The organism is Secundilactobacillus odoratitofui DSM 19909 = JCM 15043 (genome assembly GCF_001434895.1).
In the GTDB taxonomy this organism is placed as follows: Bacteria; Bacillota; Bacilli; order Lactobacillales; family Lactobacillaceae; genus Secundilactobacillus; species Secundilactobacillus odoratitofui.
On the sequence record NZ_AZEE01000028.1, the window covers coordinates 664,026 to 678,982 of the forward strand.

Consider the following 14,957-nt stretch of genomic DNA (forward strand, 5'->3'; position numbering starts at 1 on the left):
GGTACGTGCGCTTATTTTGTCTATACAAATTACTCTGTTGGCTTGGCTTTAAAAACCTGCCGTGGCTTACTACCCTCTTGCGGGCCGATAAAACCACCCTGTTCTAGATCGTCAATTAACCGAGCAGCTCGGTTGTAGCCAATTCTGAAGTGCCGTTGCAGAAGTGATGTGCTTGCCTTTTGTTGATCCACAACAAAATTAAGTGCATCATCGAATAACTCGTCTTCTGATTGTGACTCATCAGTGGCAACTTCTTCGTCAGTCACCATCATTTGTTCATCGTACTCAGCGGTTTGCTGATTTCGAATAAAATCAGTGACCCGTTCAACATCTTGATCAGGAATGAACGCACCTTGAACTCGAGTCGGTGAATTTTGGTCAATTGGCATATAAAGCATGTCCCCACGACCGAGGAGCTTTTCAGCACCATTAGCGTCTAAAATCGTGCGTGAATCCACACCACTTGAAACGGCAAACGCAATTCTTGATGGCACATTCGCCTTAATCAACCCAGTAATGACATCCACTGAGGGCCGCTGCGTCGCTAAAATCATGTGGATACCGGCTGCTCGACCCATTTGAGCCAAGCGGATAATGGCATCTTCAACTTCATTGGAGACGGTCATCATCAAGTCAGCTAATTCATCCACAATCACAACAATGTAAGGCAACGTTGGTAACGGCTTGTCCGTTTCCTGATTTTGAGTTTGAACAAACTGATTATAACCAGAAATTTTACGTTGACCAACTTTTGCAAATAAGTCGTAACGTTGTTCCATTTCATGAACAACCTTATGCAACGCCCGGGCCGCTTTTTTAGGTTCAGAAACCACCGGTGTAAGCAAATGTGGAATGCCATTATAGACACTTAATTCGACCTTTTTAGGATCTATCAGCATCAACTTAACCTGGCTCGGCTTGGCATTCATCAAAATACTGGTAATAATGCCATTGATTGCAACTGACTTACCACTACCAGTGGAACCGGCAATCAGCAAATGCGGCATTTTAGCAAGATCCATCGTAATCACTTGGCCAGTGACATCTCGACCCAATGGCACCTCCAGCAAGTGAGCTGGTCCATGAGTGACAGCCTCACTGACATCTCGGAAAGCCACCGTGGAAATTTCTTGGTTTGGAACTTCAATCCCAATTAACGATTTACCAGGAATTGGCGCTTCAATTCGGATATCCTTAGCGGCCAGTGCTAGCGCCAAATCATCAGCTAAATTAACGATGCGAGACACTTTCACACCGATTGCCGGGTGAAGTTCGTATTCCGTAACGGACGGTCCGAGGTTCACGTGTTTGATTTCAGCATCGACACCAAAACTATCCAACGTTTTTTTCAAAATTTTAGTGTTTTTTTCAATCGTATCGTAGTCATCTTGCTGATCCTTTTGCGGAATCGGTGTCAGTAATTCGGATGTAGGCAACTGGTAGTTTGGATCATCACCGACTGTTTGGATCATCATCGGTGTGTCTTCTTCCTCACTTGGCGTTGACGTTGGTTGTTCAGTTTGATGTGGTCGATTAGTTGCCACACTAATTGGAATATCAGTCGGGTTAGGCTGTGGTTGATCATCAACTTCTTGGTGTGATGGTCGTTGCGAAACCGGTGTTGGTAACTCCTTATCTGGTTCCGTTACCGATTGCTTTGGCGCCGGAGCAGTTTGCTTCGGCTTTTGACGCTGAGGTCGTTGTTGGTGTTTGGCAACCAATTTTTGCCATAATTGCTTGATCGTTCGACCAGTTGACAAAAACAGCTTGCCCAACCCTTTACCAACGCTTTGAATCACCTTTAATACTTGCTCACCACTAACGTTAAAGGCCACCATTAAACCAACGAAAACCAGTAAAACAGCGATGAACTGAGCACCAATAAAGCCAACTAAAAAATAGGTAATACTGAGCAAAACTGCCCCAATCGTGCCACCACCAATTGGTGTACTGACACTACTCGTTGCAAAATCCGAACTCAGAAGTTGCCAAGTATAGGCTAAAAAACCAGTATGCTGATTTTGATCTAAAAAAAGCGCAACGTGTAACCACAAAAGTACACCCATATATATCAGACTTGCACTCAATACCCAGCGTTTTGCCAACTTTGGTAGCTGGCCGGTTATTAATAACGCCAGTCCAATTGCCAACCCGACCAGTGCAACTAATGCGTATGTATCCCCGACCAACAGACGAATGACATTGGTAACCAAGTGTCCAATAAACCCTGCATGAAAAAATGCGAGCAAGCTAAGTACCAAGATCACTAAGCCAACAATGTTGGCTGTATAGGATTTGGTTGTTTGCGGCTTTTTGCGTCGTCTAGTTGTTTTGGTTCTTTTGCGGGTGGTTTTTGACTTCTGTGCCAAAATAGTTCCTCCCCTCACAATGTGTTTACTTTAATTTATCGTTTTCGTACTGATGCGTCAATTCAAGACCTGGAAAGGCTTGTTGTCGTAAAACTTCATAGATGACAATGGCGGCTGAATTAGAGAGGTTCAACGCCCGGATATGGGTGTCATCTTGTGGAATCCGGATGGCCTGTTTTTCGTGTTGGCGCATAAAAGGCTCTGGCAGGCCAGTGGTCTCCTTACCAAACATAAAGTAAAAATCGCCTTGATCAGCAGTTGAATAATCGCGCTGTGTATACGCAAACTCGGCAAATTTTGAAACCAAAAACAACCGATCAAGGTCCGGTACTGTGGCCATAAAGGCTTGCAGGTTTTTATGATACCGAATATCCACTTTGTCCCAATAATCTAAACCAGCACGCTTCAAATGGGCGTCATCAACTGAGAAGCCTAGTGGTTCAATGAGGTCCAAAATCGTATCGGTGCCTGCACAGGTTCTAGCGATATTGCCAGTATTAGCTGGCATCAATGGTTCGAATAATACAATATGATTTGACATTTTAATTCTCCTTACAACTTAAATGTTATAAAAGACACCGCATAAAAAAACGCAACCCCTCGGTGTCAACACGGCGAGGAACTGCGTTAATGAAGTGCAAATTCGACAGTGGCTGACGATTTCTCGACATCCGCTCCCGAACGATTTCTCAACAGATAATATAACGCGAATCACCGGATAATGCAAGCAAATTTCACAACACGTCAAATCGACACGCTTTTCGAATTATTGGTATAATAACATGATATCATGTGAATCTGCGGACTTGAAAGGAGTTTTCAATTTTGAAAATCACTGAACCACTTATCACAACTTACAATCAATTATCACAGGTAACACTCAAGCCGGCAACTGGGGTTACGCTCGCAGATAATTTGGCCGAAGGTGGCACCACCCCTAGTAAGGGCACCATTGCTGAAGCAACCCTCTACGCTCATGATCACGATGCGTCAATTAACGTCTTAGTTCGTCCTCGTGGTGGTGTAAGTCATTATACTGACCCTGAATTAAAGATCATGGAAGCTGATGTTTTGGAAGCCCAACAACTTGGTGCTGATGGCGTGACGTTTGGTGCCACCACCGACGCTGGCGACCTAGATCGTGAAGGCCTTAATAATTTAATTGCAGCGGCTGGTGGTTTAAGTATCACGTTTGGTACCGCCATCGATGACGTGTCTGACGACCAGCTCGCAAATGCGGTGAGTTGGTTAGCCGCAAACGGCGTCGAAAAAGTGTTAACTGCCAAGCTAGCAGCAAACGACTTACCACGGTTATCGCAGCTGAACAATTTATGCCAAGAAAACGGCCTGCAACTCATTGCATTGGCGAAGACTGCAGAACAACTTGCCTCGGTTGCTGATCAGCTCAAACTCGGTTATTTTTTATTGCCAGCCTAACTGAACAGCACAACACAACGATAACGTTTTGATGCTGACTGGCAACGATAACCAGTCGATTCAACTTAGAGATAAAAAATGAGCGTCAGGTACAACTCTTACGTAGAGTCATACCTAATGCTCATTTTATTATGCGTTGAGTTGAGATTCGTTGATGATCAAGTTAGCTAAATCATCAGGTAATGGTGCATAACAGGTCACCTGCCGTTGTTCAAACGGATTAAAAAAGCTTACCGAAGCACAGTGCAGGGCCTGGCGGTCGATCCATGGATTCGATTGCTGACCGTATAAGAAATCGCCCACTAATGGATGACCAATGCTTGCTAAGTGCACGCGAATTTGATGAGTTCGCCCAGTATGCAGGCGCACCCGCAATAAACTGCAAGCTGCCATTTGTTTAACCACCCAATATTCAGTTTGAGCAGTCTTGCCCGTTTTAGCGACCGTTCGTTTAATAAACGAACCGGGTTGCCGACCAATTGGTTGATCAATCAGCTCATGACGCTGTCTAAATTGACCAGTTGCCACGCACAGGTAAGTCTTACGCAAAGCGTGCTGTTTCAACTGCGTATCTAACACTGTATGAGCAAAGTGGTGCTTAGCAAAAATAACGGCACCGCTAGTTTCTCGATCCAATCGAGTCACAATGTGAGTCACTTGACTAGCAGCGTTGGTGCGTTCAAGGTACCCCTTCACTCGGTTGACCATCGTATCATCGGGATACAAGTGGGAAGGCACAGAGGCCACTTTTGCGGGTTTATTGACGACCAGAAAATGCGCATCTTCATATAGGATCTCCAGCGGCGTTGGTGACGCGACAATCGAGTCACTGCCAACTTCGGGTGGTAATGTCACCTCGAGCCATTGTCCGGTTACCATTTTATACGTCACGCGAACTGACTCACCGCCGACTTTGATATCGCCACCATTAAATTTAATTTGCTTCAGTAGCGTTCGACTGATCCCCTGTTGTCGCATGAACGTTCGCACGTATATTGGCTCGAAGCCTTGATACTGCCAGGAAAAATTAATCAAGCGGCTTCACCCCAATAAAGGACTCAGACACTCGCTTCCAAAACTGCGTGTGTCGATACTGGGCAAAGGCGATACGCTGCGTAGCAATTTTAAATGACATTGATCGAATCGCCCGGTTGCCGATCACCTTTTGATCACACGTCATCAAATTTTCTTTGGAGTGAACTGGTTCAACCCGAACCGACTCGTTTGGCGAAATAATGATTGGTGAGCCAAGTGTTCGAAAGACGCGATTATTGATTGACGCAATCTCAGAAACTTGAACCACATCTAACTCTGAGCTGATGACAGCACCACCGGTCGACTTGTTGTATGCGGTTGAACCAGTTGGCGTGGAGACACAGAGACCGTCACCACGAAATAGTTCGAATAATTGGTCTTTAATGTAGACATTGGCAAGCATGGTGCCAGTCACCTTTTTGATGGTTGATTCATTCAACGCCAGCAACTGCTCATGGACACCGTTAGTATAGTCAATTTGGATATCCAATAGTGGATAGCTAACACTTTGACCGTTATCATGTACCAAACTATCTACCAGTTGGTCAACTTCATAGTCGCGCCAATCGGTATAAAAACCCAAGTGACCCGTATGAATGCCGACAAAGCGAACACTATCCAGTTGAGATTCATAATGATGAAAGGCAGACAATAAAGTACCATCACCACCAACAGTAATGACAATATCAGGTCTGTCATCATCCAATTTCAGGCCAACTGCCTTAATTTTAGACCGCAACGCGTTGGAAACCTGCGTGGAAGCCTGTCCAGAATTACTAAAAATACCAACTTTCATTACTCATCGTCCCTCTTTTTATGTTCAGATTGCTCTGGACGTTTGCCATAGGAAAATAGGTGCTGTGCTTCTTGGATTTCTTCTCGAATCTCAGACATTTCAGTATCAAGCTTGAAGGCGGCTTCTGCGGCTCGCTGAAGCCGGGCACTTAGTTCTTCAGGAAAATCACCTTGGTATTTGTAATTCAACGAATGTTCGATGGTTGCCCAGAAGTTCATTGCTAGCGTTCGCACCTGAACCTCGGCCAAAATCTTTTTCTCTCCAGTCACCATTTGGACTGGATATTCGATGACGATATGATATGATCGATAACCGCTTGGCTTTTCATTATGAATGTAGTCTCGTTCTTCTAGAATCGTCAGGTCTGACCGTTTCCGGAGTAGATCAACGACTTGGTAAATATCTTCCACGAACTGACACATGATTCGTAGACCTGCGATATCTTGCATATCTTGCTCCAAGCGCTCCTCAGAGACGTGTCGCCGAGTCATTTTTTCTTTAATACTATCAACGGGCTTGACCCTACCCGTCACAAATTCGATTGGTGGACGCTGATTGTGATTTTGAAATTGCTTGCGCATCCCCCGTAATTTCACTTTTAATTCATCAACTGCCTGATTATAAGGCAGTAAAAAATGATCCCAGTTTTCAATCAAGCTATTCACCTCTAATGGTTTCGGTTGTTTGTTGATTGTTTTACAAACAGGTATTATTTTAGCATTGCCACTAGCCTTGAATCAAGCACACCGCTGTTAAATCAATTCGAGACTGCCAAGGACTGTGTACAACTCAAAATCCTTGCAATTCCCTCAAAATGCTATATGATTATTTTTGAACTGATGGTCGTTTACTCAGTAACGACTAAATAATGGAGGAAATTACTTTGCTAGAAGTATATCTATTTATAAACCCATTAGGCAGTCGCTGTATGAAGTCGGAAAAGTGTATTTTACGTCTCGCCGATTCTATCTTCGGCGATATTTCCTATCAATTTATTCCGCTACTTAATCCGCAAATCATTGATCAGCACTTAAAAGTGACGAATCAAGACTGCCATAATCTCGACTTACGCAACCAACAATTTAACTTACATTACCGCATTATTCTAGACTATAAGGCTGCCCTTTTTCAGGGAAAGAAAAAGGGACGTTTATTCTTATTGAATTTACAAGCCCAACTCGTTGACGATGGACGTCCTTACTCTGAAGAATTAGTCCTTGAAGTCGCACAGCAAGTTCACTTGGATATGCCGATGTTTTTGGAAGATCGTCAATCGGAATTAGCGAAACGTGCTTTTAAGGCCGATCAACGCTTAGCTTCTGAGATGAAAGTCGTCGATCCTTCCACGGCAATTTTATACAACGCTGACGTATCAGACTGTGGTCTCATGCTTAATGACGTGACGTATCAAAGTCTGTACGAGATTTGTGAAAACAATGGTTTGCTCGCCAAACGCGCCTTAGCTCACCAAAAGGACTTTCCCAATTTACACGTTTTGTAGCAGATGTCGCAGTTTTTAAAATTTGTAGCAAAAAAGCAACCTGATTTCAGGTTGCTTTTTTTGATTTAAGTCATGGTATTTTTTAGCTTCAATGACGCTAGTGGTTCTCATTGACCAGTGTGCTAAATTGATCCAGCCGTTTCTCGAAGGCTGCAAATGCTTGATCGAGGTAGGCCACTTGAGTCATATCAACACCAGCCCGCTTCATCACTTCAATAGGGTAGTCAGAACTACCTGACTTCAAGTAATTGAGATAGTCATTGCGTTTGGCTTCATCACCACTTAAAATTCGTGACGCAAGTGTATTAGCGGCTGCAAACCCCGTTGCATATTGATAAACGTAATAATTGTAGTAGAAATGTGGGATTCGTGACCATTCATCAGCGATTTCAGGATCAGAAATCACATCATCGCCATAATAAGTTTGATTTAGCTTTAAGTAATACTCACTTAGAAAATCTGCCGTCAATGGCTGACCGGCTGCGTCCTGTTGGTGAATAAAGTGCTCGAATTCAGCAAATTGCGTTTGCCGATAAACAGTCCCCTTAAAGCCATCCAGATAATGGTTTAAGATGTAAGCTTGGGTCGCCTTGTCCGGGTACTTTTTTAACAGATAATCCGTCAGCAGCGTTTCGTTAGTTGTCGAAGCAATTTCAGCGACGAAGATTGCGTAATCACCATATTGATAAGGCTGGTTGTGCGTCGTATAGTAGCTGTGCATACTGTGTCCCATTTCATGCACAAGCGTGAACAGACTCTCTAAGTTATCTTGCCAGTTCAACAAAATATACGGGGCCGTATCATACATACCTGACGAATAGGCGCCTGATCGCTTACCTTTATTTTCAACCACATCGATCCAGTGTGAATCAAAAGCTTCCTTAACGTGGCTGATATAATCCGGACCCAACACAGCTAGTGCCTTAAGTGCCTCTTCTTTAGCTTCTTCAAACGTATAAGATAATTCCGGCACACCAGCAATCGGTGTGTACAAATCATACATATGCAATTCTGGTAAATTTAAGATTTGGCGGCGTATACCCACGTATCGGTGAAGTAATGGTAAGTGCTCATGGACACTGGTCACTAAACTATCAAACACCGATTCGTCAATGTGATTACTGCTCATGGCGGCTTGACGCGCATCTTGATAATGGTGAACGTTAGCACTAAAATTATGCGTTTTAACGTTACCAGAAAGCGTTGCAGCCAACGTGTGTCTGAACTGATGGTAGACTGAGTAAAGTTGTTTAAACGCCATTTTTCGGACTTCAGGCTTGGTAGATTGAATCAACTGATCATAAACACCTTGTGATAATTGAACCGTTTGCCCATCATCGTCTTCAACGATTGGAAATTCCAAATCAGCATCGTTTAAAACACTGAAGGTATTACTTGATGCACCTAATGCATCGCCGGCCTTAGCAAGTAATTCCTCTGCTGCTGGGCTCAAGACGTGTTCACGGGCATCCGTAATGGTGTGGATATAGTGAACATACGGTTTTAATTTGGGTTCAGTGACTAACCAACGATTAAGCTCATCAGCATCAACTGCTAATAATTCCGGATCAAACCAAGCAATCTGACTTTCAAGTTGTGTCAGTAAGTGCTGTGTCCGGCCACTCAACGCCTGATTGGCAGCATCAGAAGTATCTTGATCATGCTTTAAAGAGGCATATACATAGAGTTTTTCTGCGGGCCGAATCACCGTTAAAATCGCCTCAATCACACTGACGAGTTCCTTTGGTCCTGCCTTCAGACGACCTTGCTGTTGGCTCAAAGCAGCAATCTGTGCTGAAACCTGCTCAAACAACTGATCAAAAGCAGCCTGATTTTCAAAAATGGGGGTTAAATCCCAAGTCAAATCGGGGTCAACTTCGGCACGCGTTGGTAATTGTTTTACATCTGCCAATGACAACACTTCCCTTTACTTAATGTTATTCAAATAAATGTCACGTTGTTAGCTTACCACATGGTCGTCATCGCTGGGCAAGTATTTGCAACTGATCATCTCCGATGGCTAACACATACTGATGACCAATCAGCCATTCTTGCCAATCACTCATCACCTGTTGCCAGCAAGTTGTGACCCAGCTAGGTTCACACTGAACTAACTGGGTGGCCGTCAATTGAGTCATCACTAAATCACACCACACACTTAGTTGAGACTTTGAAATCACGGTTCCAACCGGTTGCTCCAATAACAGGATTAACATGAGTCCCGCCCACAAGACTGGTGGTTCACAAATCAAAGGTGCTTTAAACGTAAATGAAAAACAACTCGTGGGTATCGTCTGTAAAAGACCACGGTGTTGATAACAAAAGGTTTGTAATTTGGTCCATTTATTTGTGCGGTAATACAAACCCATTTGAATTTGCTTTTGGAACTGCTTGACCAACCCCTCCTGAGATGGCTGTGAGGCAGTCTGCGGTCGATTTTCAAGCGTCGTTTGATAATGCAGTCGTGCCTGGACCGTAAAAACAATGTGGTGTCTAATTTCAAGTTGTTGGGTTGGGCCATGCCAAAATAATAAGTGCCACCCCCACTTAGACGAATATCGTAACCATGCTTGCGCCTGGGTGATGGTATCGATGTGCTGATAGTTTGGTCCTAACACCCACACAACGGGTATATCGACGCGACGATACCCAGCCGTCCGTGATTGTAAACGAGCCACAGAAATTGTGGCACATTGATACTCAATGGCAAGGATGCTCGAATCGCGATATAACATTAAATCTGGTCGCTGTTGAATGCTGGCAATATACGGTTCTAATTTGACCCGGTGGGTGCCAAGGTAGGTGGCTAATTGCCATTTGCCCATCAGATGTGTTTGACTCTCGGCTTCCGAAAATACTTGGCATTTGGTTTTGGTCCGGTGGGCAAAATGGGCGATCATTTTGGTGCCACGTTTTAAAATGACCGAACTGCCACAGCCGGGGCAATAATAACGGGCCTGTCGGTTTGCCTTTTTGGCAACGACTTGACGCTTTTGAGTTGAATGGGCAACTAACATCGAACTTCCCCTTTCCTGATCTAATACCAAACTACGCAAAAAAGCCACTGAGAATTGCTTCTCAGTGGCTTAAATGATTCATCATGCATTAAAGTAACGGCGGGTTAACTCAAGCGCACTTTGCGCCATGAGCTTTTTTCCGTGTTCATCAAGAACATCGGCGGTAATCTTCGTTCTTTGCGCATATTCATAAGCAACAGCCAGCTCATCTTTGATGCTTTCTGGTGATGCTTCATTAACTCTAAAAATCAGTTCCAAATAATAATCGTTTTGATAATAAAACAGGTTTGAGGCCACTTCGGATAGTTTCAATGCTTGCGCAATTGAAATCATATCCTCAAAATCATGAAGTTTCAACACCGTTGTGTGCAGTGGTGAAGCCTTAGACATGGTCTGTTCTGTCGGCTGCGTATCGGCCTCGTCAGAATTTTGACCATCATCCGTCTGCATTAACTGTTGTTTTAAGAAATCGGGCACTTCATCTTCGTTAACCATCTCAACATCAGGACCCTCATCAGTCTCGTTCTCATCAAGTGGATCATCATCCGATCCACCTTTACTGATAAACAGCTCAAGTCCGTTTCGATTCGGTAAGACCTGAAAAGTCACGGCATCCGTTTCTTGAAATTGATGATCGACGTCAACTTCCTCTAAGATACTATAGAAAAAGTTTTCAATTTGCTTGTGGTTACCAAGCAGATCAAGGACGGTTATCCCCCGTTGGGTTAAATCATCATTACCGATTAAAACGCGAATTGTGTTTTCGTTAATTCTTTCCATTTCCATGACCCAACACCTCTTTCTGCCCGCACCAAGATTTACCTACTGTTAATACTAAAGAATTTTACAGGTTTGTAAAGTATCTGGCTTAAATTTTCTCAGATTTTATTAGATATCTTATCGTAAAACCGGCCTTAGTTCAACTTTTGACATTTTTTAGTAAATGTTGCATGCAATTTATAAGATATTTGCCGCTCGTTTGGCCTTTTCTAACTCCAACGTGCGAATATGACGCGGTAAAAATCGCCTAATTTCATCTTCATTAAAACCCACTTGTAAACGCTTATTATCAAAAATAATGGGTCGCCTCAACAATCCGGGATGGGCAGTAATCAGATCAATCAACTGACTCACAGGTAGATTATCAAGGTCCATTGTTAGCTTTTGATAGTCCTTAGAGCGCTTAGAAATGATATCATCAGTGCCATTTTCAGTTAGTTGTAGAATCCACTTAAGTTGTTTGGCACTCGGCGCTTGCACAAAAATATTTTGCTCAACGAAGTCAACCTCGTGCTGTGCCAGCCATTTTTTAGCCTTTCGACAGGACGTGCAACTGGGTGAAGTATATAATGTGACCGTCATATGAATAGCCTCCAAACTTATAAATTTGAGTGTTATTAACTAGCTTTAGTATAACGAACCCAATCAAGTTTGAGCGCAGATTCATTGAAAGGTCACGAACTTCTTGACTTTCCGTCACAATTTAACGGCGATTGCCTGTCTGAGCTTAGGCAACATAACGGGTATCTGAGTCCCAGCAGCTGCTTGAGCCTGACGCAAAAGTTGGTTTAAGTCGCCAGTTTGTGGCAAATGACTCAGCATTAACTGACCCACTTTTGCCGTTTGTGCTAACCGGCCAGATTCACCAGCGGTCATGTGCCACTTGGTGCCCTGTTTATCATCAAAAAAGTTAGTGTCTGTAATCAATAAATCAGCGTTAGTGGCAAACTGAACTAATTCAGGAATATACGCTGAGTCAGCAGTAAACACCAAGGTTTCACCTGTGGCGGTTTCGACAATTTTCATTCCAAAAGCAGGCACTGGGTGTTTCATTGGCAAAAATGAAATTGTGAAAGGACCGACTGTTAATTGATCACTTGCCATGTAGCCCACGGCTTGGCTGGCATGTGGCCAAGTCAAACTGCCAAACATAAGCGGGTCGGCAGTTGGGCCATAAATTGGCAAAACTTGCTGGCCTGGTCGCGCTTCATGCAACTGCCAATAATATTGCAAGACCCCAACGTCAGCAATGTGATCGTGATGATAATGTGACAAAATCACAGCATCCAACTTAAGTGGATCAAGCACTTGCTCAAGGCTTAATAGTGCGCCACTGCCGCAATCCATTAAAAGATGAAACCCATCTGATTCAATTAAATAGCTACTGGTACCAACTCCCTTGGCCGGATACCCACCGTAATAACCAATCGTCGTTAATTTCAAATTCAAACACCCTTTCAGTTCAGATATTGTTAATTTCTTCTTATGAACGGTATAATAGTGGTGACATGTAAGGAGGAATGACTTATGATTACGCAGCTTAGTCTCACATTTGGCAGTCAACAGGTCCTCAGCGAGTTACAACACCGTTACCCAGAACGTTCAATGCTTTTATTAGATACTTCCACTGCGGGCCAGCAATTAGCGTTGCTGGATGTATCTGGACAACCTTCAGTTTTTAGCTCGCCTGTACATTATGACATCAAACTTCACCGTGGAACAACCAGCTGGCAAGGATTTGTTAATTTTATTTTTCTTGATAACTTGTCAGCCGATGACCAAAAGGTTTTTAATTCGAAAGCCAATCACTTTGTTACGACTGAAGCGATGCCTGATGGGATGCGTTCCATCTACTTTATGAAAGATGAAAAGAATCGTTCTAATAACATTATACTATCAACTTGGGATACCAGTGCTGATTACGCGCTTTGGAAACGAAGCCCAAGCTTCAAACCTTTTGAGTACTTCAAATCTACTCAAAACAATTATCACGAAGCAAGTTATCACTTTATTGAAGAAACCCAACAATCTAAATAGACATGACGCTCTTCAGCAATGATGCTATTGCAGGAAGAGCGTCTTTAATTCATCAGTAAGGAGCCAACATTGCAAAATCAAGCGACAGAAATATTGTCACCCGAAAAATCCCTTTCGTCCCAACAACAACAATTAGTAGACGAAGCCATTCACTTTATCAAGCTTCACTTACACGACACCCAACCTGCAGTTCTCGTAATATCAGGTGACGCCGGAACTGGCAAAAGTGTGGTATTGAGTCAATTATTTCGAATCATTCAACATGAACGGACACAGTCGGATTCCAAACTATTTAACACCACCAACTACTTTTTAGTAAATCACCCTGAGTTGCTAAAGGTCTATCGCGAAATTGCAGGTCAAAATACAGAACTGCGAAAAAAAGACTTTCAGCGCCCCACCACTTTGATCAATCAGCTTTCAAAAGCACAGGCAAAATTTGACGTTGGCGTCATTGATGAGGCACACCTGCTATTATCACAACCAGACCATTACAACAATTTCTATGGCCATAATCAATTGCTATCCCTTTTAAAAGTTGCACACGTTTTAATTATCGTTTTTGATGAACATCAAGTCCTCCGGTTTAAAACGTACTGGTCAAAAGCGCAACTTCAACAGCTTCTGCGTCCTTTCACCCAAAAATGGTTATCTTTAGATGAACAATTTCGAATGCAAGCCAGTTCCTCGGTTCTTAACTGGATCAATGATTTTACCCAAAAACGTATTTTATCACCAATTAAACCCAATTTTTTTGATCACAATTATGACTTTCAAATTTTTGACGACGCTGAACAAATGCGACAGGCAATCGTCAGTAGAAATAACCAAGCCGGCTTATCTCGAGTTGTGGCAACGACTGGTTATCCATCGGTACTAGACGGTGGTCAACATTATGTCCGAGAAGGTCAGTTCAAACTGCCATGGGATCAATACAATTACACAACGACACCATGGGCAGAAAAACCAGAAACAATTAATGAAGTCGGCTCAATTTACACGTGTCAGGGTTTTGATTTGAATTATGTCGGCCTGATTATTGGACCACCGGTTAAACTTGCTGGTGACCATATTCATTTAGAGGTTGATGCCAGTCTCATTACGGATCCAGAAGCTTTTAAACGGCGTCACGATATGACTGACCCTCGCTTAATCGAGCAAGCCACAACTGATCTTGTCATGAATGCGATTAACGTCTTGATGAAACGTGGTGTAAAAGGACTTTATATCTTTGCTCACGACCAAAACCTCCGAGATCAACTATACAGAGCCTATTTAAACGCTAAAACTCAATCATAAAAACAGTGGTAAGGCAGTCTAATTTGAGATGCCTTACCACTGTTTTTATTTTGGGTAATAAAAAAAGTTAATAATCAACGATTATTAACCAACGGACGGTCCGTACGAGACTCGAACTCGTGATCTCCTGCGTGACAGGCAGGCGTCCTAACCAGCTAGACCAACGGACCACTCAATTGCGGGGGCTGGATTTGAACCAACGACCTTCGGGTTATGAGCCCGACGAGCTACCAGACTGCTCCACCCCGCGATAATATAATATTAAAAAATGACCCGTACGGGATTCGAACCCATGTTACCGCCGTGAAAGGGCGGTGTCTTAACCACTTGACCAACGGGTCATACTAAATGCGATACTTAAATTAATAACGCTACGGAGAAAGAGAGATTCGAACTCTCGCGCCGCTTACGCGACCTACACCCTTAGCAGGGGCGCCTCTTCAGCCACTTGAGTATTTCTCCAATGGGCCTAAATGGACTCGAACCATCGACCTCACGCTTATCAGGCGTGCGCTCTAACCAGCTGAGCTATAGGCCCAAAAAGCGGGTAACGAGAATCGAACTCGCGACAACAGCTTGGAAGGCTGTGGTTTTACCACTAAACTATACCCGCATGGAACTTAATTTAAGAATGGCGCGGGACGGAATCGAACCGCCGACACACGGAGCTTCAATCCGTTGCTCTA

14 protein-coding genes and 7 tRNA genes (1 of these 21 only partly in view) are annotated in these 14,957 nt (G+C 43.5%); 4 read left to right on the forward strand and 17 right to left on the reverse strand.

Annotation, left to right across the window (positions count from 1 at the left end):
* Positions 1-29: 29 nt before the first annotated feature.
* Together FD04_RS08100 and FD04_RS08105 are read right to left on the reverse strand one after the other, a co-directional pair.
* The gene (locus FD04_RS08100) at positions 30-2,369 is read right to left on the reverse strand and encodes a DNA translocase FtsK (RefSeq protein ID WP_056948178.1); all 2,340 of its coding nucleotides are present in this window, start codon (positions 2,367-2,369) and stop codon (positions 30-32) included.
* Between the two features lie 25 nt (positions 2,370-2,394).
* On the reverse strand, positions 2,395-2,910 hold the full coding sequence (locus tag FD04_RS08105) for a tRNA (cytidine(34)-2'-O)-methyltransferase (RefSeq protein WP_056948179.1): 516 nt from the start codon (positions 2,908-2,910) through the stop codon (positions 2,395-2,397).
* 284 nt (positions 2,911-3,194) lie between these two features.
* On the opposite strand from FD04_RS08105, the gene FD04_RS08110 reads away from it, so the two are divergent.
* On the forward strand, positions 3,195-3,806 hold the full coding sequence (locus FD04_RS08110; RefSeq protein ID WP_054701247.1) for a copper homeostasis protein CutC: 612 nt from the start codon (positions 3,195-3,197) through the stop codon (positions 3,804-3,806).
* A 129-nt stretch (positions 3,807-3,935) separates the two neighbouring features.
* Here the strand turns inward: FD04_RS08110 and FD04_RS08115 are convergent, their stop codons facing one another.
* From FD04_RS08115 to yjbM, 3 genes are read right to left on the reverse strand one after another with little or no spacing between them, the layout of a single operon-like run.
* Positions 3,936-4,838 carry an RluA family pseudouridine synthase gene (locus FD04_RS08115; protein ID WP_420806522.1) on the reverse strand — a complete coding sequence of 301 codons (903 nt, stop codon included), beginning with the start codon at positions 4,836-4,838 and terminating at the stop codon, positions 3,936-3,938.
* Positions 4,834-5,637 carry an NAD kinase gene (locus FD04_RS08120; protein WP_054701250.1) on the reverse strand — a complete coding sequence of 268 codons (804 nt, stop codon included), beginning with the start codon at positions 5,635-5,637 and terminating at the stop codon, positions 4,834-4,836. The genes FD04_RS08115 and FD04_RS08120 overlap by 5 nt, the downstream gene beginning before the upstream one ends.
* Positions 5,637-6,293, reverse strand: a complete 657-nt coding sequence (yjbM, locus tag FD04_RS08125) for a GTP diphosphokinase (RefSeq protein ID WP_056948182.1) — start codon at positions 6,291-6,293, stop codon at positions 5,637-5,639. Before yjbM ends, FD04_RS08120 begins: the two co-directional genes overlap by 1 nt.
* Positions 6,294-6,505: 212 nt before the next feature.
* On the opposite strand from yjbM, the gene FD04_RS08130 reads away from it, so the two are divergent.
* The gene (locus FD04_RS08130) at positions 6,506-7,138 is read left to right on the forward strand and encodes a DsbA family protein (protein WP_156660420.1); all 633 of its coding nucleotides are present in this window, start codon (positions 6,506-6,508) and stop codon (positions 7,136-7,138) included.
* Positions 7,139-7,235: 97 nt separating this feature from the next.
* Here FD04_RS08130 and pepF read toward each other — a convergent pair whose 3' ends face one another.
* From pepF to FD04_RS08155, 5 genes are all read right to left on the reverse strand, one after another.
* The gene (gene pepF, locus FD04_RS08135) at positions 7,236-9,050 is read right to left on the reverse strand and encodes an oligoendopeptidase F (protein WP_056948186.1); all 1,815 of its coding nucleotides are present in this window, start codon (positions 9,048-9,050) and stop codon (positions 7,236-7,238) included.
* A 67-nt stretch (positions 9,051-9,117) separates the two neighbouring features.
* Positions 9,118-10,155 carry a competence protein CoiA gene (locus tag FD04_RS08140; protein ID WP_054701256.1) on the reverse strand — a complete coding sequence of 346 codons (1,038 nt, stop codon included), beginning with the start codon at positions 10,153-10,155 and terminating at the stop codon, positions 9,118-9,120.
* Positions 10,156-10,236: 81 nt separating this feature from the next.
* Complete coding sequence (locus tag FD04_RS08145) at positions 10,237-10,941, reverse strand: adaptor protein MecA (protein WP_056948188.1); 705 nt, start codon at positions 10,939-10,941, stop codon at positions 10,237-10,239.
* A gap of 171 nt (positions 10,942-11,112) precedes the next feature.
* A complete protein-coding gene (gene spx / locus FD04_RS08150; protein ID WP_056948190.1) occupies positions 11,113-11,517 on the reverse strand; it encodes a transcriptional regulator Spx in 405 nt (134 codons plus the stop codon).
* A gap of 114 nt (positions 11,518-11,631) precedes the next feature.
* On the reverse strand, positions 11,632-12,378 hold the full coding sequence (locus FD04_RS08155; protein WP_054701259.1) for an MBL fold metallo-hydrolase: 747 nt from the start codon (positions 12,376-12,378) through the stop codon (positions 11,632-11,634).
* An 84-nt stretch (positions 12,379-12,462) separates the two neighbouring features.
* Here FD04_RS08155 and FD04_RS08160 point away from each other — a divergent pair, with 84 nt between their 5' ends.
* The gene (locus FD04_RS08160) at positions 12,463-12,972 is read left to right on the forward strand and encodes a hypothetical protein (protein WP_054701262.1); all 510 of its coding nucleotides are present in this window, start codon (positions 12,463-12,465) and stop codon (positions 12,970-12,972) included.
* 69 nt (positions 12,973-13,041) lie between these two features.
* Positions 13,042-14,271, forward strand: a complete 1,230-nt coding sequence (locus FD04_RS08165; protein WP_056948192.1) for a DUF2075 domain-containing protein — start codon at positions 13,042-13,044, stop codon at positions 14,269-14,271.
* Between the two features lie 96 nt (positions 14,272-14,367).
* Here the strand turns inward: FD04_RS08165 and FD04_RS08170 are convergent.
* From FD04_RS08170 to FD04_RS08200, 7 genes are all read right to left on the reverse strand, one after another.
* A tRNA-Asp gene (locus FD04_RS08170) sits at positions 14,368-14,441 on the reverse strand.
* 6 nt (positions 14,442-14,447) lie between these two features.
* Positions 14,448-14,521 (reverse strand) — tRNA-Met (locus FD04_RS08175).
* A gap of 19 nt (positions 14,522-14,540) precedes the next feature.
* A tRNA-Glu gene (locus FD04_RS08180) sits at positions 14,541-14,612 on the reverse strand.
* Between the two features lie 33 nt (positions 14,613-14,645).
* A tRNA-Ser gene (locus FD04_RS08185) sits at positions 14,646-14,733 on the reverse strand.
* Positions 14,734-14,735: 2 nt separating this feature from the next.
* Positions 14,736-14,809 (reverse strand) — tRNA-Ile (locus FD04_RS08190).
* Positions 14,810-14,813: 4 nt separating this feature from the next.
* Positions 14,814-14,884: transfer RNA gene (locus tag FD04_RS08195), tRNA-Gly, on the reverse strand.
* 19 nt (positions 14,885-14,903) lie between these two features.
* Positions 14,904-14,957, reverse strand: a tRNA-Phe gene (locus FD04_RS08200) (it continues 27 nt past the right edge of the window).

Coding starts and splice junctions, on each gene's coding strand:
- FD04_RS08160 (WP_054701262.1), top strand. CDS start 12,463: ATGATTACGCAGCTTAGTCTCACATTTGGCAGTCAACAGGTCCTCAGC.
- spx (WP_056948190.1), bottom strand. CDS start 11,517: ATGACGGTCACATTATATACTTCACCCAGTTGCACGTCCTGTCGAAAG.
- FD04_RS08130 (WP_156660420.1), top strand. CDS start 6,506: ATGGAGGAAATTACTTTGCTAGAAGTATATCTATTTATAAACCCATTA.
- FD04_RS08140 (WP_054701256.1), bottom strand. CDS start 10,155: ATGTTAGTTGCCCATTCAACTCAAAAGCGTCAAGTCGTTGCCAAAAAG.
- FD04_RS08120 (WP_054701250.1), bottom strand. CDS start 5,637: ATGAAAGTTGGTATTTTTAGTAATTCTGGACAGGCTTCCACGCAGGTT.
- FD04_RS08145 (WP_056948188.1), bottom strand. CDS start 10,941: ATGGAAATGGAAAGAATTAACGAAAACACAATTCGCGTTTTAATCGGT.
- FD04_RS08105 (WP_056948179.1), bottom strand. CDS start 2,910: ATGTCAAATCATATTGTATTATTCGAACCATTGATGCCAGCTAATACT.